This is a genomic window from Streptomyces sp. NBC_01451 (assembly GCF_036227485.1).
Classification (GTDB): Bacteria; Actinomycetota; Actinomycetes; order Streptomycetales; family Streptomycetaceae; genus Streptomyces.
The window spans coordinates 3,091,590-3,115,241 of record NZ_CP109479.1 but is presented as its reverse complement, the minus strand read 5'-3'; the positions used below and the strand labels follow the sequence as shown (position 1 = coordinate 3,115,241).

Below are 23,652 nucleotides of genomic sequence, written 5' to 3'. Positions count from 1 at the left end.
GGACGCCCTGTGTGAATCGGGAGCGGTCTCACCGCGCTGGCCTTCCCGTATCAGGAGTGACCATCACCATTTGTTGCACAGGAGCGGTTCCGCCACCGTCGGCACTGACGCGGAAGAGTCCGACAGGTAAGGGCGAAACGAGGGCCACCGATACACCGTCGGCGGCCCCCGGTCTTATCTCGGGGATATCCACCACCAGACCTGTAGCGACGTCCACAACTGAGCAGACGGGCTGGCCGGCCCGTTCAGTACCGTTGACCGACGCTTCCCAGGAACTGCCGGCGACGACGACGTCGGGGACGCTCAGCCCCAGCCCACCGCCACCCAACCACGGGCCCCTCCTGCGTTTGGCCAGTACGTGTTCCACCACGATCTGTGAGTCGGAGTGGGACGCCAGGGCGCCGTGCGACTGAGCCAGTGGAATGTCGGCACCATCCGGAATACGGGCTGCGATCATCGGTACCGTGCCGTCACCGCCCAGTGCGACCTTTTGTACGCCGGTCGTGGTCCGTTCGTAGGTGTATTCGTGCCCGGTCACCGCACCCGCTTCGATTGTGAGCGACTGCGTTGTCGGCTGGTTCACGCCGACCACTTGTTCGTGGTGTGGCAGTTGCACCGCCGAGACGGACTCCTGCCAGGAGAAGGAAGTCTCCGCCAACGTGCCGTCACCGCCGACGCCGTCGACATCTGACGCGGTCAGCCGACGAGCCTGCGCACCGTCCGCAACGCAGCGGTAGGTAGGGAGCAGGTCGTACACACCTGGCAGACCGCGTGCGAGTTCCTGGAGTCTCTCCCGCGGTAGAAGCGTTCGGCCGGGCGCGGCCAGCATCTGCACGGCTTTCGGAGCTCCGAAAAACGGGGTCCCCAACGTGACGGTAGCCCTGACTTCCTCCGCGAACCCAGCGCTTCGGCAGGCCTGACGCACCAACAGCCCACCCATGGAATGGGCGACAATCACCAACCGCGCCGGTCTGTCACCTTCGGGGTCCTGGCGGCGGGCGGCCACTTCCTGCTCGCTGTTCCGCCATTCCACAAGGTGCCGAATCGCGAAGTCTGCCAACAGGCCGCCCGTGTAGGCCACCGGGAGCCGCCAGTCGTAAGGGAACTCCTTGACTGCTGCCGGGTAGGTGACGGACCGCAGACTCTTCAGGAGCGCCGAGTAGGGCTCGAAGCCGGCAAGGAAGGGTGCGAAGGCCGGGAACCGCAGTAACCGGCGCGGGGTTATCCGTCCGTAGATACCCTCGGTCTCGTCCGGGGTCATCTCCAGAGCGGACAGGGAAGTCTTCGATGTCCAGGCTGCTACGTACCAACGTGGATCGCCCAGGCCCCAGACAACTCGTCCGTCGGCATCGACGAGTTCGCTGCCCATAGTCCCTGGCACGACGACAACTGCGTCCCGCGACCGTGCTGATGGAGATTTACTCGCGGAGTCACCGGGATCCCCCATGGTGTCAAGTCTCGCATGCCCACGTGGAGGAGACACCAGAGTTCGAGTCGACGGTTGCCTGATCACCCATGTCCTGTGCGAGACAAGCGAGGCGTGATGCCGGTCAAGGCCACCAGACGTGCACGGCAGCCGGTAGTCGGTGGGGCGGGCATCGGCCTCACCGTGCGGGCTGCCTCCGTGGTCGTCATCTGCGAACCTCGGACGACGTGTCGGACACCGAGTTGGCACGCGGATCGGCGAGAAGGAACCGGAGCAATCAGAGGATCGGGCGGCCAGGAGATCAGGTCGGCCGCGTTCCTGGTGGTGCGGAACATCGCGGCGGGTTCGCGGGCTGAGGTGTGTCGGGGCCGGACCGGGTCGACTCGCGGGGGATCACCGTCATGTCGGCCGTGGTGTCCCGTTGGGGGAGTGGCCGGCCGTCCGCCTCGTGGAGGGCGAAGGCGGCGAAGTGGTGGGCGAGGCTGACGATGTCGATCCGTACGGTGGAGAGGGAGGGGACGAACAGGGCGGCCAGGGGTGTGTCGTCGTGGCCGATCACCGCGAGCTCGTCGGGGACGGCGACTCCCGTCCGGATCGCCGCGCCCACCACGGCCGCCGCGCTGTCGTCGTTGTACGCGGCGACACCGGTGATGCCCTCGGCGCGCCAACGCTGGACCGCCGCGCGGGCGGAGTCGTCTCGGTGGTCCACCGGGCGGATGTCGAGCGGATCGAGGCCGAGCCGGGCGGCTGTCTCCTGGGCCGTGTTCACACGGAGGTCGAGCAGGGACGAGTGGGGGCCGGCGGGGGCGGCGAAGGCGATCCGTCGATGACCCTGTTCGTACAGGTGGTTGATCTGAAGGGCTGTTCCCGCGGTGAGGGCGGGCCATTCGGCCGGCGTCGTCGGGTGCTCGGGGGCGGGGACGATCCTGGTGATGCCGCAGGCGCGCATCGAGGTCAGTTCGGCGGCGTCGAAGGCGCTGAATCCGAGTACGACGTCCGGGGTGAGCAGCTCCCACAGGGGACGTGCCCGGCCTGCGGCGTACCGGGGGCAGGTGACCAGGGAATAGCCTGCCTCGTCCAGCGCGAGCGCGGCCTCGTCGAGGTGCTGCTGCATGGGGAGGCCCGACACCCAGTCCGGCAGGACGAACAGGATCACCTTGCTGCTGCCGCGCCGCAGCGTCTGTGCCGCCCGATGCGGGCGGTAGCCCATGCGCGCCGCCTCGGAGAGCACCCGCCGCCGGGTGCTCTCCGGGATCGTCTGCCCCGGGGTGTGGTTCAGGACGAAACCCACGGTGGCTCGCGAGAGACCCAGCGACTGGGCCACGTCCGCCGCCGTGACCCGCTTCTGCCCTGTCGTACCCACAGCGCCTCGCTTCTCGCCTCTCGCCCCGTGTTCCTGGATGGTAGTTGCACGTGTTACTCCGGATTGATCACAGTGGCGCGGATGTCGTCGGAGGCGGCGGCCACGGACACGTCGACCTCGACCGGGTCGCAGTCGGGTGCGGACGCGAGGAGGCTGATCCTGCCGGGGCCGGTCGGGCGGAGGACGGCGAGGGCGCGGCCTTCGTAGGTACGGCGTTCGGTGGCGTCGAAGCGTTCCGTGGAGGCCGGATCGGCGCTGCCGAAGCCCAACAGGACGCCCGAGCCCGTGACTTCGAGGCGCACCGGGCGGTCCGCGGCGGTGTGGAGGGTGCCGTCCGGGTCCGTCAGGGTGAGGGTGATGTACGCGAGGTCGCCGCCGTGCGCGGCGATGGCAGGGCGGTCGGTCTCGGCGCGCAGCCGTACCGGGCCGGTCGCCGAGCGGAGGGTGGTGCGGCCGGTTTCGGTGCCGTCGCGGTAGGTGATCGCGAGGAGTTCGCCGGGCTCGTACGGTGTCTCGAACTCGGTGCGGAAGCGGTGGTCCGCGCCCACCGGTCGGCGCCCCAAGGAGCTTCCGTCGAGGAGGAGTTCGACCTCGTCGGCGTCGCCGTAGACCTCGATGGTGGCTGGTGCGCCCTCGAAGCCGGGCCAGGTCCAGGAGGAGATGGTGTCACTCCATGCCCAGGGTGTCCCCGCCCAGGTCTTGCCGTGGTGCTCGGGTCGGCGGACCGCGATGTAGGGCTCCGCGCGCAGGCCGAAGACGATCTCGCGGTAGTAGGAGGCGGGGCGGCGGTGACCGGTGATGTCGAGGTCGCCGCAGCCCGCGAGCAGGTACGGGTAGGGCGCCGAGTGGGAGGGCCGGGGTGTTTCGGGGGTGAGGTACTGGGGGCGTCCGATGCCGACCTCGCCGAGATAGTCCCAGCCGGTCCAGGTGAAGTCGCCGATGACGTGGGCGTGTTGTCCGACCAGGCGCCAGTTGCCGTCGATGCGGGTGGGGAAGGTCTCGGTGCCGAGGATGATGCGGTTGGGGAACAGGTCGCGGTCCAGGGCGTAGCGGGCCTCGGCGTAGTTCATGCCGGCGACGTCGAGTACGGCGAAGGACTCGGCCGTCCTCTCGGTGACGAGGCCGGAGGCGCTGATCGCGTTCATCATGTCGCCCGCGTCGGCCATGAGGGTGTTGATGCCCGCCCCCTCGCCGTCGCCCGGGTTCTCCTGGGACTGCCCGCCCGGCTTCCCCAGTTCGGACATCACGGCGAGCAGGCCGTTGACCGCGTTGGTGACGTAACGCGTATGGTCCAACGAGCGGACTTTCCCGGCCAGTTTGCGCCCCCACGCGGCGCCGGAGGGCGAGCCGGTCTCGGGGATCTCGTTGCCGATCGAGTACATGATGACGCTGGGGTGGTTGAAGTCCTTGGCCACCATCGCCTCGATGTCGCGCTCCCACCATTCCGGGAAGTCGAGGCTGTAGTCGAACTCGCTCTTGCCGGACGTCCACACGTCGAAGGACTCGTCCACGACGAGCATGCCGAGGCGGTCGCAGGCGTCCAGCATCGGCTTGCTCATCGGGTTGTGGGACATGCGGATCGCGTTGAACCCGGCGTCCTTGAGGAGCCGGACGCGCCGTTCCTCGGCACGGGCGTAGGTCGCCGCGCCCAGAACTCCGTTGTCGTGGTGGACACATGCGCCGCGCAGCTTGACCGTCTCGCCGTTGATGCGCAGACCGTTCTCGGGGTCCAGGCTCAGCGAGCGGATGCCGAAGGCGACGGTCTCCACGTCCACGTCCACGTCGGCGTTGCTGTCCGCTCCGCTGCCCGTGTCCTTCAGCGTCACGGTGGCGGCGTACAGGGCGGGCGTGTCCGGGCTCCACACCAACGGGGCCCGCACGTAGAGGCGTTGGCGTACCGTCGCGGGCTCGCCCGGTAGCACGGTGACCTTCGAGACGTCGCTCGCGACCACGCCCGCGTCGGCATCGCGGATGTCCGTGACAACATCGACCGTACGGATCGCTGTCGAGTCGTTCTCGACCCTCGTCGCAATCTCGACCACCGCCCGCCCGGTGTCGATGTCCGGGGTGCTCACGCGGACGCCGTCGGGGGCGATCCGGACCACTTCGCCGACCAGCATCCACGTGTCGCGGTAGATGCCCGCGCCTGTGTACCAGCGCGAGTCGCGATGGGTGCGGGCCTCGACGCGGATCTCGTTGGCCTCGCCGAAGCGCAGGAAACGGTCCGCGTCGATGTGGAAGTGCGAATATCCGTAGGGCCGTTGACCGGCGTAGTCCCCGTTGATGAACACCACGGCGTCGCGGTGGACGCCCTCGAACTCGAAGAGGATCCGCCTGCCGCGCAGTTCCTCCGGCACGGTGAAGGTCTTGCGGTACTCGTACGTCCCGCCGGGGAAGTACGCGCCGGCGCCGCCCTCCATGGTGACCTCGCCGCCGGGCGCGGTGCGTTCCCGCTCGATCATCGCGTCGTGCGGCAGCGTCACCGGCCGGAAGGGAACCTTCGCGCCGGACAGTTCGGCGAAGGGGCTGACCTTGGGGCGGGTCTCCCAGTCGTCGTTGAAGGGCGTGCGGATCATGGCGTCTCCGTGGGCTCGGGGTCGCCATGACCGTAACTTGCACGTGCTAGTAACGCTACCGCAGGTCCTTCCGTTGGGCCTGGGCACCGGCGAGGGGCGGCGGCCCGCGGCGACCGCCCGTGCCGCCGCCCCTCGCCCCGGCCCGGCGGGCCGCCGGTGTCTGCCGCAGGCCGGGAGCGCTGCGGGCGGTGAGCTGCTGACCTGCGGGGACGCGCCCCCGTACCGTGCAGTCAGCCGCTGCCAGCAGCCGTCAGGCGATGTGTACCGGCGTGTGCAGGACCCGGTCGTGGCCCGCTTCGCGGACCGGGCCGGTGAGGTGGAGGGTGCCGGTGAGGCGGATGTCGGTGCTGGAGGCGCCGAGCATGACGGTGATGTCGCCGGGTTCGACGATGCGGTGGAGGTCGGGGCCGGTGTAGGCGAGCCGGTCGGTGTGGAGGCGGAAGGTCACCCTGCGCTGCTCGCCGGGGTCGAGCCGTACGCGCGTGAAGCCGGTCAACTGGGTCACCGGGCGAGGGAGTCGGGCGACCGGGTCGGCGGTGTAGAGCTGCACGACCTCGGTGCCGGGCCGGTCGCCGGTGTTACGGACCAGGCAGCTGATGTCGACCTCGCCGTCGGTGGGCACGGTGTCGGCGCCCAGGTCGAGGCCGTCGTAGGCGAAGGTCGTGTACGAGAGCCCGTGGCCGAAGGGGTAGGCGGGCGTGGGGTCGAGGTTGCTGACGCCCTCGGTGTTGCCGCCCAGGGGCGCGTGCAGATAGGTGCCGGGCTGGCCGCCCGGGGTTCGCGGGACCTGTACGGGCAGCTTGCCCGACGGGACGACGCGTCCGGAGAGGATGCCGGCCAGGGCGGGGCCGCCCTCCTCGCCGGGGAAGAACGCCTGGACGACCGCCGCAGCCCGGTCGGTGTACGCGCCGAGGGCGTAGGGGCGGCCGGAGACGACGAGGAGCACGACCGGGGTGCCGGTGGCGAGCAGCGCCTCGACCAGGTCGCCCTGGACGCCGGGCAGGGAGAGGTCCTCGGCGTCGCAGCCCTCGCCGGAGGTGCCGAGGCCGAAAAGGCCCGCCCGGTCGCCGACGACGGCGACGCAGACGTCCGCCTCCCGGGCCGCGGCCACCGCCGCGTCGATGCCCGCGCGGTCGGCGTCCTTGACGGGGCAGCCCTGCTCGTACGTGATCAGGGTCCCGGGCAGTTCCATGGCCAGGGCGTCCAGCAGGGAGCGGGCCTCGATGCCGTTGTCGTGGCCGGGATGGTGGGGGAGGACGTGGTTGGGGAAGGAGTAGCAGCCGAAGAAGGCGTTCGGGTCGTCGGCGCAGGGGCCGACGAGGGCGAGGGACGCGGTGCCGGCGGACAGGGGGAGGAGGGCGGCGCGGTTGTCGAGCAGGACGACGCTCTGCTCGGCCAGGTCCCGGGCGAGGGCGCGGTGCTCGGGCGGGTCGAGGTCGATCGGCTCCGTGGCGGCGGTGGGGCTGGTGGCGACGTCCGGGTCGAAGTCGGCGTCCAGGAGGCCCAGTTCGGCCTTCTGGCGCAGTACGCGGCGTACGGCACGGTCGACCAGGTGCTCGGAGACGGTGCCCTCGCGGACGAGTTCGGCGAGGGGCTCGCCGTAGCAGAGGGTGTCGGGGAGTTCGACGTCGATGCCGGCTTCGAGGGCGCGGGCGCCGGCCTCGCCGTAGGTCTCGCCGATGCGGTGCATGGTCCGCAGGAAGGCGACCGACCAGTAGTCGGAGACGACCGTGCCCTCGAAGCCCCACTCGTCGCGCAGAAGCCGGGTGAGCAGCCCGGCGTCAGCGCCCGCCGGTACGCCGTCCACATCGGCGTAGGAGTTCATGACCGAGCGGGCGCCGCCGTCCCGTATCGCCGCCTCGAAGGGGGGCAGGATCACGTCGGCGAGCTCGCGCGGGCCCATGGAGACGGGTGCGTGGTTGCGGGCGCCCCTGGAGGCGGAGTACCCGGCGAAGTGCTTGAGGGTGGCGATGATTCCGGCGCTCTCCAGGCCGCGTACATAGGCGGTACCGGTCGTCGCGACGAGATGGGGGTCCTCGCCGAGTGTCTCCTCGACGCGGCCCCAGCGGTAGTCGCGTACGACGTCCAGTACGGGTGAGAGGCCCTGGTGGACGCCGACCCGGCGCATGCTCGTACCGATGGCGCCCGCCATGCGTTCGACGAGTTCGGGGTGGAAGGCGGCGGCCCAGGCGAGGGCGGTGGGGAAGACCGTCGCGCGGTGCGTGGTGAACCCGGTCAGGCACTCCTCGTGGGCGATGGCGGGGATGCCGAGCCGGGTGCTGTCCATCAACTCACTTTGCAGGGCGGCCAGTTGGTGCGCGCCTTCTGTCGGGTCGACGGGCTTGGTACCGAACGGGCGGGTGAGATGGCCCAGGCCGTCCTTGCTGGCCCGCTCGAACTCGTTGTGGCGGGCGAAGACGTCCTGCATGGGGGCCACGTTTCCGCTGACGTGTTCCACGCCGGGCCAGGCGCTGCCGAGCTGGGCGAGCTTCTCTTCCAGGGTCATCTGGGCGAGCAGTGCCTCGACCCTGTCGTCACGGGGGCAGGCCGGATCGGCCCAAGGCGTGGTCATGGCGTGTCCTCGGGGTGGTAGTCGCGGGGGAGGCGGTCCAGCGGGGGCGCTTCGGGAGGGGGGTCTCAGGAGGGGTTTCCGGAGGGGTCTTTCACGATGAGGTGGCTCAGGAGGAGGCGGGCGGCGGGGCGGTGGACGAGCGGACGACGAGCTGGGTGGCCAACTCGACCCGGTGGCTGTCCAGTGGCTCTCCGGCCGTGAGCCGGAGCAGGGTGCGCAGCGCGGCGCGGCCGATCTCGACGAAGGGCTGGCGGACGGTGGTCAGCGGCGGGGCGGAGGTGCTGGCCGCGGCGGTGTCGTCGAAGCCGACGACACTCAGGTCCTCGGGCACCCGCAGGCCGTGCCGGCGGGCGGCTTCGATGACGCCGAACGCCGACAGGTCGTTGCCGGTGAAGACCGCGGTGGGCGGGTCGTCGAGGGCGAAGAGTTCCAGGGCGGCCCGGTGCGCGGGTTCGAAGCGGAAGTCGCCCTGCTTGATGAGCCGGGGGTCGGGGGTGATGCCGGCGCCGGTGAGCGCGGCCCGGTAGCCGTGCAGGCGTGCGGTGTTGCAGACGGCGTCGTGCCGTCCCTCGATCATCGCGATCCTGCGGTGGCCGAGCTTCAGCAGGTGCTCGGTCGCGGTCATGCCACCGGCGAAGTTCGTCGCACCGATGCTCGGCACACTCTCGTCCGGCACGTTCGTCGGGTCGATCAGCACCACCGGGATGCCGGCCTGCGCGAACTGGGCGCGCTGCCGTGAGGTCAGCTCGGACGTCACCAGGATGACGCCCTCCCGCCCGGCGTTGGCGATCCGCCGGGTCCAGGCGGCACCGAGCGGGTCGTCGGGCGCCGTACCGAGGACGACGTCGACGCCCGCCTCGGCCGCCGCCTCCGTCACACCCCGCGCGATGACCAGGTTGTTGGAGTTGAGCAGCGCGTCGAAGGTCAGGTCGATCGTGCGCACCGGCGACTGCGCGCCACCCGGGCCGCGGGCCACGTAGTCGTGCTCGACCAGCAGTTGCTCGACGCGCGCCCGGGTCTCGGGAGAGACGTCGCTGCGACCGTTGACCACCTTCGACACGGTGGCCACAGAGACCCCGGCCGCTTCGGCGACACCGGTCAGGGTGGTCCGACTCCGCGTAACGGCTCTCTTCGCCATACTGATCCTTTCGATGGTTTACGGGGACGTTAGCGCAAGCTTTCGCAGCGGTCCAGAGCGGAATTGTCCGGAATAATATTCTGCTCGGCGTCTTGACCCCCTCCGCATCCGCACCTACTTTATCGGCCAGAAATCGTAGAGGTTTCGAAAACTTTCGAACCGGATCCTCTGCAGAGCGAAGGAGCTCCCGATGGCCCTGAGAACCCCGATCCGTGTCATGGCCACCGCCTCGGCGGCGGCACTCGCCCTGACTCTCTCCGCCTGCGGCAGCGGCGGACGCGGCGCCGGCGCCGACTCCGGTGACGGCGCGCTGGTCTGGGCGCTGACCCAGGGGTCCGAAGCGACCTTCCGGGCCTCCGCCACGGAGTGGAACAAACAGCACCCGGACAGCCAGGTCACCTACCAGTACTTCCAGAACGACCCGTACAAGCAGAAGCTGCGCACCGCCGTCGGCGCCGGCAACGGCCCGGTCCTCTTCGAGAACTGGGGCGGCGGCGGGCTGAAGAGCTACGTGGACGCGGGCAAGGTCACCGACCTCACCCCCGACCTCGACGCCAGCCCGGAGTGGAAGAACCGGATCTTCCCCTCGGTCCTGAAGTCGGCCACCTTCGACGGCAAGACGTACGGCGTGCCCGTCAACGGCGTGCAGCCGGTGGTCCTGTACTTCAACCAGGAACTGTTCAAGAAGGCCGGCGCCGAGCCGCCGAAGACCTGGGACGACCTGCTCGCCCTGGTGAAGAAGTTCAAGGCCCAGGGCATCGCGCCGATCTCCATGGGCGGCGCCTCCAAGTGGCCGGACCTGATGTGGCTGGAGTACCTCGTCGACCGCGTCGGCGGCCCGGACACCTTCGCCGCCATCGCCGAAGGCGAGAAGGGCGCCTGGTCCGACCCCGCCGTCCTCGAAGCCACCCGGATGGTCAAGCAGCTCGTCGACGCGGGCGGCTTCGCCAAGGGCTTCACCTCGGTCTCCGCCGACACCGGCCAGGCCGAGGCTCAGCTGTACACCGGCAAGGCCGCGATGATCCTCCAGGGCAGCTGGGGATACGGCACCATCGCCACCGGTGCGCCCGAGTTCGTCTCCGCCGGAAACCTCGGCTGGACCGGCTTCCCGGCCGTCACCGGTGGCAAGGGCGACGCGAGCAACATCGTCGGCAACACGGCCAACTTCTTCTCGCTGTCCGCGCAGGCGAGCGCCAAGGAGAAGAAGGCCGCTGTGGCGTACCTCAGGGACGGCGTCTACAACGACACCTACATCGACAGCCTGCTCAAGAACGGCGACGTCCCGCCGGTGAAGGACCTGGACGCCAAGATCGAGGCATCGGCCAACGCGGACTGGTCGTCGTACGTCTACAACCTCACCGGCGACGCCGAGAACTTCCAGCTCTCCTGGGACCAGGCACTCAGCCCCGAACTCGGCAACGACCTGCTCACCCACCTCGACCAGCTCTTCCTCGGCCAGATCGGCCCGGAGGAGTTCTGCGCGCAGATGGACGAGGCGGCGGCGAAGTGAGCACCGCCAAGGCCGCCGCGACGCCCCGGCAGCAGGGCGGCCCGCCCTTCCTCATGGCCCTGCCCGCCCTGCTGCTCTTCGGTGTCTTCGCGCTCGTCCCGATGGGGATCGTCGTCTACCTCAGCTTCACCCACTGGGACGGACTGGGCAGTCCGGCGTGGGCCGGGACCGGCAACTGGCGCGAGGCGCTGACCAGCGACGTCACCCGGCACGCCCTCTGGCTCACGCTCAAGTTCATGCTGGTCTCCTGGCTCGTACAGACCCCGGTCAGCCTGCTGCTGGGCGTCTTCGTCGCCGGCAGGCAGCGCTACCGGGCCCTCCTCGCGGTCTTCTACTTCGTCCCGCTGCTGATCTCCTCGGCGGCCATCGCCATCATCTTCAAGAACCTGCTCGACCCCAACTTCGGCCTGGGCGCGAGCCTCGACCTGCCCCTGCTGAACCAGAACTGGCTGGGCGATCCCGAACTCGCCTTCTACGCGGTCGTGTTCGTCATCGCCTGGCAGTTCGTACCGTTCCACACCCTGCTCTACCAGGCGGGCACCCGGCAGATCCCGGCCTCGCTGTACGAGGCCGCCGCCATCGACGGGGCGGGCCGGCTCGCCCAGTTCTGGCACATCACCCTGCCCCAGCTCCGCTACACCGTCGTCACCTCCTCGACGCTGATGCTGGTCGGCTCGCTCACCTACTTCGACCTGGTGTTCGTCCTCACCGGCGGCGGCCCCGGCTACGCCACCCGCCTGCTCCCGCTCGACATGTACATCACCGGCTTCCAGAGCAACGAGATGGGCCTCGCCAGCGCGATCTCCGTCATCCTGGTCGCCGCCGGGCTCCTTCTCTCCCTGATCGTCGTCCGCTTCTCCGGTTTCTCCCGGATGCGAAGCCAGCAGGCAGGTGTGTGATGTCCGCGCTCTCCCACGCCCCGCAGACCGACTCCGAGGCCCGTGCGCCCCGGTCGTCCGCAGCACCGTCCACGCGGCCGGGCCGCCTCGCCCGGCTGCGCCGCACCAACTCGCCGGGCGCCCTGGGCGGCCTGCTCTGGCTGCTGATCGTCCTCGTACCGGTGTACTGGGTCGTCGTCACCAGCCTCCGCACCCGCGAGGGGTTCTTCGATGCCAACCCCCTCGCGCTCCCGACCCGTCCGACGCTGGAGAACTACCGCCTGGTCCTGGACAACGACTTCGCCCACTTCCTGTGGAACAGCGTCGTGGTGACCACCGGCGCCACGCTGCTGACCCTCGCGGTGTCGTTCCTGGCGGCCTACGCCATCGTGCGCGGCACCAGCCGCGCCCTGCGCTGGACGTTCAGCGTCTTCCTGCTGGGGCTCGCCATCCCGTTGCAGGCCACGATCATCCCGGTGTACTACCTGATCGCCAAGGCGCAGATGTACGACACCCTGGGCGCGATCGTGCTCCCCTCGGCGGCGTTCGCCATCCCGCTCACGGTGATCATCCTCGTCAACTTCCTCCGGGACATCCCGGACGAGCTGTACGAGTCGATGCGTGCCGACGGCGCCGGCCACTGGCGCATGCTGTGGAGTCTGGCGCTGCCGCTCTCCCGGCCGGCGCTGATCACGGTGACGATCTACGACGCGCTCAACGTCTGGAACGGCTTCCTCTTCCCGCTGATCCTGACCCAGAGCCCCGACAAACGCGTCCTGCCGCTGTTCGTGTGGAGCTTCCAGGGCGAGTTCACCATCAACATCCCCGCGATCCTGGCCGCCGTCGTCCTGTCCACCCTCCCGATCCTCGCCCTCTACGTCATCGGCCGCCGCCAGCTGATCGGCGGACTCACCGCGGGCTTCGGCAAGTAGCGGCCGACGACGACGATCCGCCTCCCCGCGGTGGCCCTGACGGCCGCCCACTCACCGCCGGCCCCCAGCATCACCGGGGGCCGGCGCCGTCATGTGAGCGGCCATTCCGGGCCTCTCGGGCGAGCCCGGTACCGACTCACCCACTCGCATCAACAAAGCTGTGCATTATCTTGACGGCCGCAAGAAATCAGCCCTACATTCCTCCACGTCTTCGTTCAGCGCACTGAGCACCTGTCAGGTCCCGCTCCGTAAACCGTCCCCCCACCCCCACAAGGAGCCGCTCCATGCCCGCAGGCACCCGCCCCCGCACCCGCCGCACCGGTTCGCGCATCACCCTGGCCGTCCTGGCCGCGCTGACCTCGGTGGCGCTCACCACCCTCCCCTCGTCCGCCGCCCAGCCGGACGCGGCCGTCGCCGGCCGCCTCACCGGCACCCTCGCCGACGGAGCCACCTGGATCGCCGACGTCCCCGACGACTGGAACGGCACCCTGGTGGTGTTCAGCCACGGCTTCGGCCCCACCATCGCCATGAACGCACCCACGGAGGCCCTACGCGTCGAACTGCTCGCCCGGGGATATGCGCTGGCCGGTTCGTCGTACGACCCGAACGGCTCGATGTGGGCCCTGGACAGCGCCGCACGGGACCAGTTCGCCACCATCGACGCCGTCACAGCGAAGATCGGCGAGCCGTCGCACACCCTGGCCATGGGCACGTCGATGGGCGGGCTCGTCAACGCGCAGCTGGCCCGGGACGGCGGCGGGATCATCGACGGCGCGCTCGGCATGTGCGGCCTGGTCGCGGGCGCCACGGACCTGGAGAACTACCAGCTGGACGCCGAGTACACGATCGCGCGCCTGCTGCTGCCCGAACAGGACGTGAAACTCGTACGGTTCGGCACCCCGGCCGAGGCCGCCGCCACCGCCGACGTGCTCACCAAGGCGGTCACCGCGGCCCAGGCCACCCCGCAGGGCCGCGCCCGGATCGCCCTGGCTGCCGCCTTCCTCAACCTGCCCGCCTGGGCTCCCGGCAAGGACCGGCCCGCCCCGACCGACTGGGCGGGCCAGCAGGAGCAGCAGTACGCGTGGTTCGCGCAGGGCATCCTGTCGTTCGTCGAGTTCGGCCGGTACGCCATCGAGCAGTCCGTCGGCGGCAACAACTCCTGGAACCGGGGCGTCGACTACGCCCGCCTGCTCGCCGGTTCCGTGCACGCCCCCCAGGTCCGCGCCCTCTACCGGGCGGCCGGCCTCGACCTCCGCGCCGACCTGCGCACACTGACCGAGGGCGCCACGATCACCGCCGACCCCGCCGCCGTCCGCACCGCTCAGCGGACCTCCTCCGCCGGTCAGGGGCTTGAGGTGCCCCTGCTCGACATCCACACCACCGCCGACGACCTGGTGCCGGTGGAGCAGGAGACCCGCTTCGCCGCCCGGGTGCGCGCCTCGGGCGACGGTGCACTGCTGCGGCAGGCCTATGTCGAACGGCAGGGTCACTGCGCGTTCACCACCGCCGAGACGGTGGCCGCGCTGCACGCCCTCGAACACCGTGTCGACACCGGCCGCTGGGACGCGGTCGCGACCCCGGCCGAACTCCAGCGGTCCGCCACCGCGCTCGGTCTGGACGGGGCGGCGTACGTCCCCTACCGCCCGGCCCCACTGACGGTCGGCCGCGAAGGACCGGCGCACCCGGCCGGGCACTGACGACGAGGGCCGGAGCACCGGCCGCGTCCCGGGAGTCGTCGGACTCGCGGGACGCGGCCGGTGCTCCGGGGTGTCGGCTCGCCGGTCGGCGCGGCCGAGCCGAGGAGACCGACGGGGCATGTTTCCCGCGCCCTGGGACGGGGACCCGGAGACACAACCGGGCAAACCGGTGTCAGAAGATCGACGTGGACCCCCAACGGGCCGGACGCAGAAGGAAGATGAAGCACCGTGAGTGCCGAAGCCAGGAAGACGAGGACCACTGTCCGCAGGGCCGAGACCGGCTGGGCGAGGGCCCGCCGACTGCGCGGACACGGCGTACGCACCTGTGTGCGGGCCACGTCCGACGGGGACGCCGGGGAGACCTGGCGAAACGGCGAGGGAAACGTCGTCAGGGGCGAGGACTGAAGCCGGACGGGTCGCGTTTCGGCCCGGTGGATGCGTGCGCCCCCGGGGGCCGGCACGGTCCGTCTAGGCTGCTGACGGAGCGTCCGAACGGGTTCGCGCAGTGAGCGGACGGTGGTCTGGAGGAGGGGGTCGACCTCATGAGCAGGGTCTGGTTCATCACCGGTGCGAGCAGTGGCTTCGGGCGGGCTGTCGCCGAGGCGGCGGTCGCCGCGGGTGACGTGGTCGTCGGTGCCGCACGACGGACGGGCGCGCTGGACGCCTTTGTGGCCGCCCACCCCAAACAGGTCCAGGCGCTGCGCCTGGACGTCACCGACCTGGCCGCGGTCGCGACCGCCGTCGAGGACGTCGTCGCGTGGCACGGGCGGATCGACGTGCTCGTCAACAACGCGGGGCGTACGCACGTCGGTGCCGTCGAGGAGACCACCGACGCCGAACTGCGCGACCTGTTCGACCTGCACGTTTTCGGGCCGGCCGCCCTCGTACGGGCCGTGCTGCCGCACATGCGGCAGCGGGGCTCGGGCGCGATCGTGCAGATGAGCAGCGTGGGCGGGCAGATCTCCGCGCCGGGCTTCGGGGCGTACAGCGCGACGAAGTTCGCGCTGGAGGGCATGTCCGAGGCGCTCGCGGCGGAGGTCCGGCCGTACGGGATCAAGGTGCTGATCGTCGAACCGGGGTCCTTCAGGACCGAGCTGTTCGACAGCGGCCGTGCGGGCGCCAGCCGGGATCTCGGCGTCTACGTCCGTACGGTCGGCGCTACCCGCCGGATGGTCACCGAGGGTGACGGAGCCCAGCCCGGCGACCCGGCGAAGGCGGCTGCCCTGATCCTCGCCGCACTCGACGCCGAGGACACACCGCTGCGGCTCCCCCTGGGCGACGACGCGGTCACCGGCGTACTCGGTCATCTGGAGCAGGTACGGGGTGACGTCGTCGGCTGGGAGAAGCGCGCGCGGGCGACGGGGTTCGACGCGGACTGAGGCCGGTCGGGGCGGGTCCCGGGCCGGTGTCGGACCGGCGTCGGGCCGGTGTCAGACCGACGGCGCCAGGCCCGTCTTGAGTCCCGCCCCGCACAACGGCACCACCGCCGTTCGCGCCCCGAGCGCCTCCTCCCGCACCGCCGCCCAGCAGGCCACCCCGGTCGACTCCACGTACAGCCCCTGGGACGCCAGGTCCCTCTGCGCGTGCCGGATCTGATCCTCCGTCACCGTCAGGAACGTGCCGCCCGAGTCGCGCACCGCGCGCAGGATCTGGCGGGCCCGGGGCGGCCTGGGGATCGCGATGCCCTCCGCGAGGGTGGGCGACACCGGCGGCGGGACGACGCCGGTCAGGTCGGTGGCGCCCTCCTCCCAGGCGTGCGCCAGCGGGGCGACCGCCGCCGACTGGACGGCGTACAGCGCGGGCCGCCGGTCGATGAAACCCGCCGAGTGCAACTCGGCGACGGCGAGTGCCGCGCCCAGCAGCAGGGTGCCGTTGCCGACCGGCACGACGAGGACGTCCGGGAGGCGGCCTCCCATGTCCTCCCACAGCTCGTGGACGTACGTCTTCGTGCCGTGCAGGAAGTACGGGTTGTAGACGTGGGACGCGTAGAACGTGCCCGGCGCGTCCGCCGCCTCGCGGGCCGCAGCCGCGGCGGCCTCCCGGTCACCGTCGATCACCCGCACCTTCGCCCCGTGCGCCTCGATCTGCTCCAGCTTCTTCGGGGAGGTGCCCTCGGGGACGTACACCGTGCAGGGCAGCCGGGCGCGGGCGCAGTACGCGGCGATCGCCGTCCCCGCGTTGCCGCTGCTGTCGGCGACGACCTGGGCGGGGTTCAGCCGGAGGGCCAGTTCGGCCAGGAGCACCGCGCCCCGGTCCTTGAAGGAGAGGGTCGGCATCAGGAAGTCGAGCTTCGCCGAGATGCCGTCGCGCAGTTCCACGAGGGGGGTGCGGCCCTCGCCGAGGCTTGTGGTGGGGGCGGGGAGGGGGAGCGTCTCCGCGTAGCGCCAGAGGGAGTTGACCCTGCCGGTGAGGGACTTGAGGGACGCCGGGGTGGGTGCGAAGTCGAGATCCAGGGGGCCCCGGCAGAGGGGGCAGCACCAGGCGAGGGTGCCTCCGGGGACGCGGGTGCCGTCCGTGGGGCAGTAGCAGTCCGGCAGTGGGGTCATGTACGCAGAGTAGTTGCGTACGGGGTTCGGCACAGGTTCAGGCACTCCCGGTCCGTCCGGGGCGGTAGGGGCGGCAGGGGCGAAACTCCCTTACCATGCGCCAAGTCGCACGCCAGTTCACATGACCCGACGAGGAGCCCGGCACCCGTGGCCATACCCCCGCCCCCCGGACCCGACCAGCCGTCGGCGCCGTCGCCGTACCCCTCGTACCCGGGCCAGCCCCACCCCCACCCCTACCCCCAGGGTTCCCACCCTCCTTACCCTCAGGGCCCTTACCCCCAGGGCCCCTACGCCCCCTGGCCCCAGGGCTACTCCCCGTACAACCGCCCGACCCCCGTCAACGGCGTCGCCATCGCCTCCCTCGTGCTCGGCATCCTCTGCTTCCTGCCGGCGCTGGGCCTCGTCCTGGGGACCGTCGCCCTCGTCCAGATCCGGAAGAAGGGCGAGCGCGGCAAGGGCATGGCGGTCGCCGGATCCGTGCTGTCGACCGTCGGCCTCGCGCTGTGGGCGCTGCTGCTCGGCACCGGCGGCCTGACCGAGGCCTGGGACGGCTTCAAGGACGCCGCCAGGGAGAACAACAGCACCTTCTCCCTTGTCAAGGGCGACTGCTTCGACTCGGTGGACGGCTCCCTGGAGGGCCTCACCTACGACGTCGACAAGGTCCCCTGCGCCGGTACGCACGACGGCGAGGTGTTCGCCTCCTTCAAGCTGCCGGCCGGTGCCTACCCGGGTGACGACCGCGTCACCGAGGTCGCCGACGACAAGTGCTACGCCCTTGAGGACCAGTACGCGATGGACACCTGGGCCCTGCCCGACGAAGCCGACGTCTACTACCTCACCCCGACCAGCCAGAGCTGGCGCCTCGGCGACCGCGAGATCACCTGTGTCTTCGGCAGCGTCGATCCGGACGGCACCCTCACCGGCTCGCTGCGCAGGGACGAGACGACGCTCGACGCCGACCAGCTGACGTATCTGAAGGCGGCCCAGGTCCTGAACAGGGCGATGGACTCGGCGCCCGACGAGGAGTACGTCGACGACGACCTGCCGGGGCACAAGGCGTGGGCGGGGCGGGTGACGGACGCGCTCGACGAGCAGACGCGCCTGCTGACCGGACACCGGTTCGCCGCCAAGGCCTCGCCCAGCGTCGCCGCCCTGGTGAAGGACCTGCGCAGCGCGCGCGAGGAGTGGGCGAAAGCGGCCGAGGCCACCGACGTCGACACCTTCTACGACCACTACGACACCGGCAGCACACTGCTCGACGCCGAGCGTACGGTCACCCCGCGCAAGGCTCTCGGCCTTGCGACGACCCCGCCCGAGTACGACCCGGAGGGCACCGGCGAGGGTACTGGCGAGGACAACGGAGGGGACGCCGGGATCGATGTGTGACGGCGGCCGGAGTGGGGAGAACATCCCTCCGTGACGCGCCCGCGCGAGCACGCGTCCCATGCCCCACCGCGGCACAAGTCATCACATTGAGTGATTCTCTGGCCTTTGCTTGCGTGTCACAACCCATGGTTGCCAGGCTGTTGCTGTCTGTACAACCTGATGGGAGTGGCCCGTGACATTCGGTGAACAGCCGGCCTACCTGCGTGTCGCGGGTGATCTGCGGAACAAGATCGTCGACGGTTCACTGCCACCGCACACCCGCCTCCCCTCCCAGGCCAGGATCAGGGAGGAGTACGGCGTCTCGGACACGGTCGCCCTGGAGGCACGCAAGGTGCTCATGGCCGAGGGCCTCGTCGAGGGCCGCTCCGGGTCGGGCACGTATGTGCGTGAGCGACCCGTGCCGCGCCGGATCGCGCGCTCCGGCTTCCGGCCGGACGGCGGCGCGACACCGTTCCGCCAGGAGCAGTCCGACGCGGAGGCGCGCGGCACCTGGGAGTCCAGCAGCGCGCAGGTCGGGGCGAGCGACGCCATCGCGGAGCGCCTCTCCCTCCTGCCCGGCGACCGCGTCATGTGCACGAAGTACGTCTTCCGGGACGCCGGTGAGGTGATGATGCTGTCCACCTCCTGGGAGCCCCTCGCCGTCACCGGCCGGACGCCGGTGATGCTGCCCGAGGAGGGCCCGCTCGGCGGGATGGGTGTCGTCGAGCGCATGGCGGCCATCGACGTGATCGTGGACAACGTCACGGAGGAGGTCGGCGCCCGCCCCGGCCTCGCCGAGGAACTGCACGCCCTGGGCGGTGTCCCCGGGCATGTGGTGCTCGTCGTGCACCGCACGTACTACGCCTCGGGGCGCCCGGTCGAGACGGCCGACGTCGTGATCCCCGCGGACCGCTACCAGGTGGCGTACCACCTGCCGGTGAAGTAGCCCCGCCGCCCCTGGGTCCAGTGAAGTAGCCCACATTCAGGGGCGGTTGACCTCTCGAACGCTCCCCCTTCACCGCTGCCCCGCCCATCGCCGCCGTCCGCCGGGCCGTTGGATTCTGGCCGTTTTCGCAGGTCGTCCCAAGGGGCGCGGTGGGCCGCTGACCGGACACACCGTGCTCTTTCGGCGGCGCGTTCGCCGCCACGCGCCCCTCGCCGCTGGCCGGTTGGCGTACCTCTTTGTGAAAAGCCGTGTTCGCTGCGTAAAGGTAAGGCGTAGGCTCGGGCATATGCGGATTGCGGTTTCCTTGGCGGGCGGGGCGCGGCGCAAGCCGGGGGCGGGAAGTGGAGGGGCTCCATGACTGACGGGACGATCACTCTTCCCTGGCTCGTCATACGGCAGGACGACAACGGCAATCGCTACCGCGTGGGCCGGTACGCGACCCGTGCGGAGGCTCAGAAGATCGCCGACAGCCTTGATGACCGCGGCCACAAGCAGCTCTACTGGGTAGAGCGGATCGGGCAGAACGGGCAGAACGGAACCCGGTGATCCGGCTCCCGTAGGCTCCCGTCCATGACGGAACGGACGGAACCGGCGGCGGGTTCGGAGCATGCGGTCGAGGCGCGGGTCGTGGTCGTGGGCGCCGCCCTGCTGCGCGACGGACGCCTCCTCGCCGCCCGCCGCAGCGCACCCCCCGAACTGGCGGGCCGCTGGGAGCTGCCCGGCGGCAAGGTCGAACCGGGCGAGGCGCCACAGGACGCCCTCGTGCGCGAACTGCGCGAGGAACTGGGCGTCGACGCGGAACCCGTCGAACGCATCCCGGGGGAGTGGCCCCTGAGGGCGCCGTACGTCCTGTGGGTCTGGACCGCGCGGCTCCCGGCCGGCTCGGCCGAACCGAAGCCCCTCCAGGACCACGACGAACTGCGCTGGCTGACCCCGGCCGAGATCTGGGACGTGGACTGGCTGGATCAGGACGTGCCGGCGGTACGGGAAGCGGCCGCCCGGCTGCGGTGACACCCACCGGGTCGACGGGCGGCTCGTGCGATGTGTGAGGCGCCCGGTGTGCGCGCCCCGTACGCCGTTCGTGCCACAGTGCGCCCTTAGAGGCGGTAATCGGTGCTGAATATCGGGTATGTGCCCATTAACCCCACGAAACCGGACATGGGTGGGTCGCTTGCCTGGGAAGTGATCGGCGTGATCGACACCGAAGGCGACTGTGCCGAGTGGACCTTTCCCGCGGAGCCCGGCGCCGTCCGAGCGGCCCGGGCGGTCGTCCGCGGCCAACTGCGCGACTGGGGGCTCGACGCTCTCGGTGACATCGCCGCGCTGCTGGTCAGCGAGCTGGTGACCAACTCCCTGAGGCATGCCACGGGGCCCATCGGTGTCCGGCTGGTGCGGCCCGCCGGGAGCGTGGCCGCGCTCCTGGTCGAGGTCTCCGACCCACTGCCCGACCCGCCCCGCGAACGCGTCGCGGGCCCCGAGGAGGAGGGCGGCCGGGGGCTCCGGCTCGTCGCCCACTCGTCCAGCCGCTGGGGCACCCGTCCCGGCGGCGCGGGCAAGACGGTGTGGTTCGAACTGCCGGTACCGGGATGAGACCCGGCCGGACAGGGAACCCGGCGTTCTGACCACCACCGACCGCGCGCCGGGGTGAACCGCGGTTGTACGCCCGCCCCGCACTGTCGACCGTGTGGTTCAGGCCACTGGCAGTTGTCGCCAATAGGGGTTCGACCGGTGGTCCCCTGGTTAGAAGACTGGGAGTGTTGTCGCGGGCCGGTCCGAAAAGCATCGGGATTGTCCCGTGATCGTGAACACCGTGTTGTGGGGCGCCGTAGTGCTGGATACTGCGGGCAGCCGCCCCCGGTGACCGGTGCCGGACGCGGTGAGCTGGAGGGGACGGTTCGCGTGAGCGAGATACCAGCGAAGGCCACGGAGTCCAAGGACCCGTCGGGCGGCGCGAGTGCGGCGGGTGCGGGTGATGCCGCGACCGGTGCGTCCCGCCGTGCGCCGGGCGCCGGGGGCACCGTCGGCGGTGACGCGATACGCGATGCGACACGTGAAACCACGCGTGACACCATGGGCGATCCGGTGCACGAGACGACACGTGACACCGCGCAGGACCACGCGCGTGATGTGACAGGTGACCCCATGTGGCAGAGCAGCCCTCCCGGCTCGATCTACGACTACATCAAGGTGGCGTCCTTCTCCATCGGTCCCGACGGCCTCGTCGACCAGTGGAGCCTGCGCGCCGAGAAGATCTTCGGCATCCCCGCCGCACGAGCCGTGGGCATGGACCCCATCGAGGCCTTCATCGACCCCGATCTGCGCGAGCGCGGCCAGCGGAAGATGGCGGAGATCCTCGACGGCCGGGAGTGGACCGGCGTGGTCCCGTTCCGCGTCCGTGAGCCCGGGCTGGGTGAGGAGGGCCGCCGGGAGGGGCTCGCCGAGGTCTATGTGATGCCCACGCGGACGGAGGAGGGCGAGCGGGCCGCCGTGTGCATCGTCGTCGATGTCCGGACGCTGCGGCAGATCGAGACCGACCTCGCCGCCTCGCAGGCGATTTTCGGACAATCTCCGTTCGGCTTTCTGCTGATCGACACCGACCTCAAGGTCCGGCGCGCCAACCAGCGTTTCGCCTCGATCTACGGCGGCGACGTCGACGACCACCGAGGCCGCGGTGTGTACGACTACCTGCGCTCTCCCGAGGCAGAGCGCGTCTCGGCGACGCTCCGGCGGGTCCTGGAGACCGGTGACTCGATAACGGACATGCACATCAGCGGCATTGTGCCCGGCTCGGACGAGCGCCGGCACTGGTCGGTGAACCTGTACCGCGTGCACAGCGGCACCGGCCGCCCCATCGGTGTCGCCTGGCTCGCCCTCGACATCACCGCCCGCCGTGCCGCCGCCCGCGAGGCCGCCGCCGCACGGCGCAATCTCGCCCTTCTGAACGAGGCCGGCTCCCGCATCGGGAACTCCCTGGACCTGGAAACGACAGCGCGCGAACTCCTGGACGTCGTCGTCCCCGGCTTCTGCGACCTCGCGACCGTCGACCTCTACCAGGGGCTGCTGGCCGGCGACGAGACCCCGCCCGGGCTCGCCGACGGCAGTGCCGAACTCCGCCGCGTCGCCTTCGCCAGCGCCGTCTCCGACGCGCCCTTCGCCGGCGGCGGGGCGCCGGTGTCCGTCGGTGCCGTGCACCACTTCCCGTTCAACTCGCCCTGCGCGGACGCCCTGCGCACCGCGCGCCCGCAGTTCGTCCCCGCCGAGGACAACGGCGCCATCCAGTCCACGCTGGCCGTCCCGATGGTCGCCCACGACACCGTCGTCGGCCTCGCGCAGTTCTCCCGTACGAAGGGCAGCGAGCCGTTCGGGGAGCGGGACCGGTCGCTGGCCTGGGAGCTGGCCGCGCGGGCCGCCGTCTGTATCGACAACGCCCGGCTGTACCGGCGTGAGCACGAGCGGGCGCTGATCCTCCAGCGCTCCCTGCTGCCCCCGGGCGACCCGGAGGCCTCCGGCCTCGACATCGCCTGCCGCTACCTGCCCGGCAACGCGGCCACCGAGGTCGGCGGCGACTGGTTCGACGTCATCGAACTTCCCGGCAACCGCACCGCGTTGGTGGTCGGTGACGTGATGGGGCGGGGGCTGCGCGCCGCCGTCGCCATGGGTGAACTCCGCACCGCCGTCCGCACCCTGGCGCTTCTCGACCTCGAACCGGCGGAGGTCCTCTCGGCGTTGGACGAGATCGCGCGCGGCCTCGGCACCCCCGGCGGCGTCCAGCAGGCCACCCGCGCCGCCCGCCAGCCCAAGGACGCCGACCTCGCCGAGGTGTACCTCGCGACCTGTATCTACGCGGTCTACGACTCGGTGACCCGCCGGTGCACCTTCGCCAACGCCGGCCATCTGCCGCCCGTGCTCGTCGAACCGGGCGAGGACGCGCTGATGCTCGACGTGCCGCCGGGCATGCCGCTGGGTGTCGGCGGCGAGCCGTTCGAGGAGGTAGAGGTCGAACTGGCCGAAGGTTCGCTGTTGGCGCTCTACACGGATGGACTGGTCGAATCGCGCGACCACCCCCTCGACGAGGGACTGCAGGCGTTCGTCGGCGCCCTCAGCGACCCATCCCAGCCGCTGGAGGACGTCTGCGACCACGTCCTCAGCACCCTCGACACCCACCACGGCGAGGACGACATCGCCCTGCTGATGGCACGCGTCCAGGGGCTGCCCGCCGATTCCGTCGGCGACTGGACCCTGCCGCGCGAACCGCGCAGCGTGGGCCGGGCCCGCGAGTACACCCGCACCCAGCTCACCTCCTGGGGCCTCGAAGCCCTCATCGACACCACGGAGTTGCTGGTCAGCGAGCTGGTCACCAACGCCCTGCGCTACGGCGAGGGCGAGATCCGGCTACGGCTCCTCCTCGACCGGATGCTGGTGTGCGAGGTGTGGGACGCGGGCCTCGTCCAGCCGCGCCGCCGCCGCGCCCGCGACACCGACGAGGGCGGACGCGGACTCCAGCTGGTCGGCCTGCTCAGCGCGGCCTGGGGCTCCCGCAGGACCCCCCGGGGGAAGACGGTGTGGTTCGAGCTTCCCTTGCCGGACGCGGGAACGGTTCTCGCGGACCCGGCGGAGGCACTGCTGAGTCTGTTCTGACGAGGCCCTGCCGGGTTCGGCTGTGGGGAACCTGCGGGTTCGTCGTGGCTTGTCGCGCCCACGCG

General features: G+C 70.8%; 18 protein-coding genes. 12 read left to right on the top strand and 6 right to left on the bottom strand.

From position 1 onward, the window contains the following. Positions 1 to 28 precede the first annotated feature (28 nt). The 5 genes from OG595_RS13185 to OG595_RS13165 form a co-directional block, all read right to left on the bottom strand. Positions 29 to 1,369 carry a lipase/acyltransferase domain-containing protein gene (locus OG595_RS13185; protein ID WP_329271421.1) on the bottom strand — a complete coding sequence of 447 codons (1,341 nt, stop codon included), beginning with the start codon at positions 1,367 to 1,369 and terminating at the stop codon, positions 29 to 31. A gap of 358 nt (positions 1,370 to 1,727) precedes the next feature. Then, entirely contained in the window at positions 1,728 to 2,789 is a 1,062-nt protein-coding gene (locus OG595_RS13180; protein ID WP_329271419.1) for a LacI family DNA-binding transcriptional regulator, read from the bottom strand. 53 nt (positions 2,790 to 2,842) lie between these two features. Then, on the bottom strand, positions 2,843 to 5,365 hold the full coding sequence (locus OG595_RS13175; protein ID WP_329271417.1) for a glycoside hydrolase family 2 TIM barrel-domain containing protein: 2,523 nt from the start codon (positions 5,363 to 5,365) through the stop codon (positions 2,843 to 2,845). 250 nt (positions 5,366 to 5,615) lie between these two features. Beyond that, positions 5,616 to 7,937, bottom strand: a complete 2,322-nt coding sequence (locus OG595_RS13170; protein WP_329271414.1) for a glycoside hydrolase family 3 N-terminal domain-containing protein — start codon at positions 7,935 to 7,937, stop codon at positions 5,616 to 5,618. A 106-nt stretch (positions 7,938 to 8,043) separates the two neighbouring features. Then, entirely contained in the window at positions 8,044 to 9,075 is a 1,032-nt protein-coding gene (locus OG595_RS13165) for a LacI family DNA-binding transcriptional regulator (protein WP_329271412.1), read from the bottom strand. A gap of 190 nt (positions 9,076 to 9,265) precedes the next feature. Between OG595_RS13165 and OG595_RS13160 the strand changes: the two genes are divergently transcribed. The 6 genes from OG595_RS13160 to OG595_RS13135 all read left to right on the top strand — a co-directional run bounded on the left by OG595_RS13160 (position 9,266) and on the right by OG595_RS13135 (position 15,471). Beyond that, positions 9,266 to 10,585, top strand: coding sequence for an extracellular solute-binding protein (locus tag OG595_RS13160; RefSeq protein WP_329271410.1), 1,320 nt, complete (start codon positions 9,266 to 9,268; stop codon positions 10,583 to 10,585). After that, complete coding sequence (locus OG595_RS13155) at positions 10,582 to 11,484, top strand: carbohydrate ABC transporter permease (protein ID WP_443073022.1); 903 nt, start codon at positions 10,582 to 10,584, stop codon at positions 11,482 to 11,484. Before OG595_RS13160 ends, OG595_RS13155 begins: the two co-directional genes overlap by 4 nt. After that, complete coding sequence (locus tag OG595_RS13150; protein WP_329271408.1) at positions 11,484 to 12,395, top strand: carbohydrate ABC transporter permease; 912 nt, start codon at positions 11,484 to 11,486, stop codon at positions 12,393 to 12,395. Before OG595_RS13155 ends, OG595_RS13150 begins: the two co-directional genes overlap by 1 nt. 284 nt (positions 12,396 to 12,679) lie before the next feature. After that, on the top strand, positions 12,680 to 14,092 hold the full coding sequence (locus tag OG595_RS13145) for a DUF6351 family protein (protein WP_329271407.1): 1,413 nt from the start codon (positions 12,680 to 12,682) through the stop codon (positions 14,090 to 14,092). Positions 14,093 to 14,320: 228 nt separating this feature from the next. Then, the gene (locus OG595_RS13140) at positions 14,321 to 14,497 is read left to right on the top strand and encodes a hypothetical protein (protein WP_329271405.1); all 177 of its coding nucleotides are present in this window, start codon (positions 14,321 to 14,323) and stop codon (positions 14,495 to 14,497) included. Between the two features lie 137 nt (positions 14,498 to 14,634). Beyond that, positions 14,635 to 15,471, top strand: a complete 837-nt coding sequence (locus OG595_RS13135; RefSeq protein WP_329271402.1) for an oxidoreductase — start codon at positions 14,635 to 14,637, stop codon at positions 15,469 to 15,471. 51 nt (positions 15,472 to 15,522) lie between these two features. Here the strand turns inward: OG595_RS13135 and OG595_RS13130 are convergent, their stop codons facing one another. Then, a complete protein-coding gene (locus tag OG595_RS13130; protein ID WP_329271400.1) occupies positions 15,523 to 16,638 on the bottom strand; it encodes a threonine synthase in 1,116 nt (371 codons plus the stop codon). 147 nt (positions 16,639 to 16,785) lie between these two features. On the opposite strand from OG595_RS13130, the gene OG595_RS13125 reads away from it, so the two are divergent. From OG595_RS13125 to OG595_RS13100, 6 genes are all read left to right on the top strand, one after another. After that, complete coding sequence (locus OG595_RS13125; protein WP_329271398.1) at positions 16,786 to 18,024, top strand: DUF4190 domain-containing protein; 1,239 nt, start codon at positions 16,786 to 16,788, stop codon at positions 18,022 to 18,024. 172 nt (positions 18,025 to 18,196) lie between these two features. Then, on the top strand, positions 18,197 to 18,949 hold the full coding sequence (locus OG595_RS13120; protein WP_329271396.1) for a GntR family transcriptional regulator: 753 nt from the start codon (positions 18,197 to 18,199) through the stop codon (positions 18,947 to 18,949). 354 nt (positions 18,950 to 19,303) lie between these two features. Next, positions 19,304 to 19,495: an SPOR domain-containing protein gene (locus OG595_RS13115; protein ID WP_329271393.1), complete on the top strand. Its 192-nt coding sequence runs from the start codon at positions 19,304 to 19,306 to the stop codon at positions 19,493 to 19,495. A gap of 24 nt (positions 19,496 to 19,519) precedes the next feature. After that, positions 19,520 to 19,960: a (deoxy)nucleoside triphosphate pyrophosphohydrolase gene (locus tag OG595_RS13110; protein ID WP_329271391.1), complete on the top strand. Its 441-nt coding sequence runs from the start codon at positions 19,520 to 19,522 to the stop codon at positions 19,958 to 19,960. Between the two features lie 147 nt (positions 19,961 to 20,107). After that, positions 20,108 to 20,539 (top strand): ATP-binding protein, encoded by a 432-nt coding sequence (locus tag OG595_RS13105; RefSeq protein WP_329271389.1) that lies wholly within the window; start codon positions 20,108 to 20,110, stop codon positions 20,537 to 20,539. A 309-nt stretch (positions 20,540 to 20,848) separates the two neighbouring features. Further along, on the top strand, positions 20,849 to 23,587 hold the full coding sequence (locus tag OG595_RS13100; RefSeq protein WP_329271388.1) for a SpoIIE family protein phosphatase: 2,739 nt from the start codon (positions 20,849 to 20,851) through the stop codon (positions 23,585 to 23,587). Positions 23,588 to 23,652 lie beyond the last annotated feature (65 nt).

What these genes read in the sequence shown, in the direction of transcription:
- OG595_RS13185 (WP_329271421.1), bottom strand. Translation starts at nt 1,369, where the DNA reads ATGGGCAGCGAACTCGTCGATGCCGACGGACGAGTTGTCTGGGGCCTG.
- OG595_RS13175 (WP_329271417.1), bottom strand. Translation starts at nt 5,365, where the DNA reads ATGATCCGCACGCCCTTCAACGACGACTGGGAGACCCGCCCCAAGGTC.
- OG595_RS13170 (WP_329271414.1), bottom strand. Translation starts at nt 7,937, where the DNA reads ATGACCACGCCTTGGGCCGATCCGGCCTGCCCCCGTGACGACAGGGTC.
- OG595_RS13165 (WP_329271412.1), bottom strand. Translation starts at nt 9,075, where the DNA reads ATGGCGAAGAGAGCCGTTACGCGGAGTCGGACCACCCTGACCGGTGTC.
- OG595_RS13160 (WP_329271410.1), top strand. Translation starts at nt 9,266, where the DNA reads ATGGCCCTGAGAACCCCGATCCGTGTCATGGCCACCGCCTCGGCGGCG.
- OG595_RS13150 (WP_329271408.1), top strand. Translation starts at nt 11,484, where the DNA reads ATGTCCGCGCTCTCCCACGCCCCGCAGACCGACTCCGAGGCCCGTGCG.
- OG595_RS13145 (WP_329271407.1), top strand. Translation starts at nt 12,680, where the DNA reads ATGCCCGCAGGCACCCGCCCCCGCACCCGCCGCACCGGTTCGCGCATC.
- OG595_RS13135 (WP_329271402.1), top strand. Translation starts at nt 14,635, where the DNA reads ATGAGCAGGGTCTGGTTCATCACCGGTGCGAGCAGTGGCTTCGGGCGG.
- OG595_RS13130 (WP_329271400.1), bottom strand. Translation starts at nt 16,638, where the DNA reads ATGACCCCACTGCCGGACTGCTACTGCCCCACGGACGGCACCCGCGTC.
- OG595_RS13115 (WP_329271393.1), top strand. Translation starts at nt 19,304, where the DNA reads ATGACTGACGGGACGATCACTCTTCCCTGGCTCGTCATACGGCAGGAC.
- OG595_RS13110 (WP_329271391.1), top strand. Translation starts at nt 19,520, where the DNA reads ATGACGGAACGGACGGAACCGGCGGCGGGTTCGGAGCATGCGGTCGAG.
- OG595_RS13105 (WP_329271389.1), top strand. Translation starts at nt 20,108, where the DNA reads ATGGGTGGGTCGCTTGCCTGGGAAGTGATCGGCGTGATCGACACCGAA.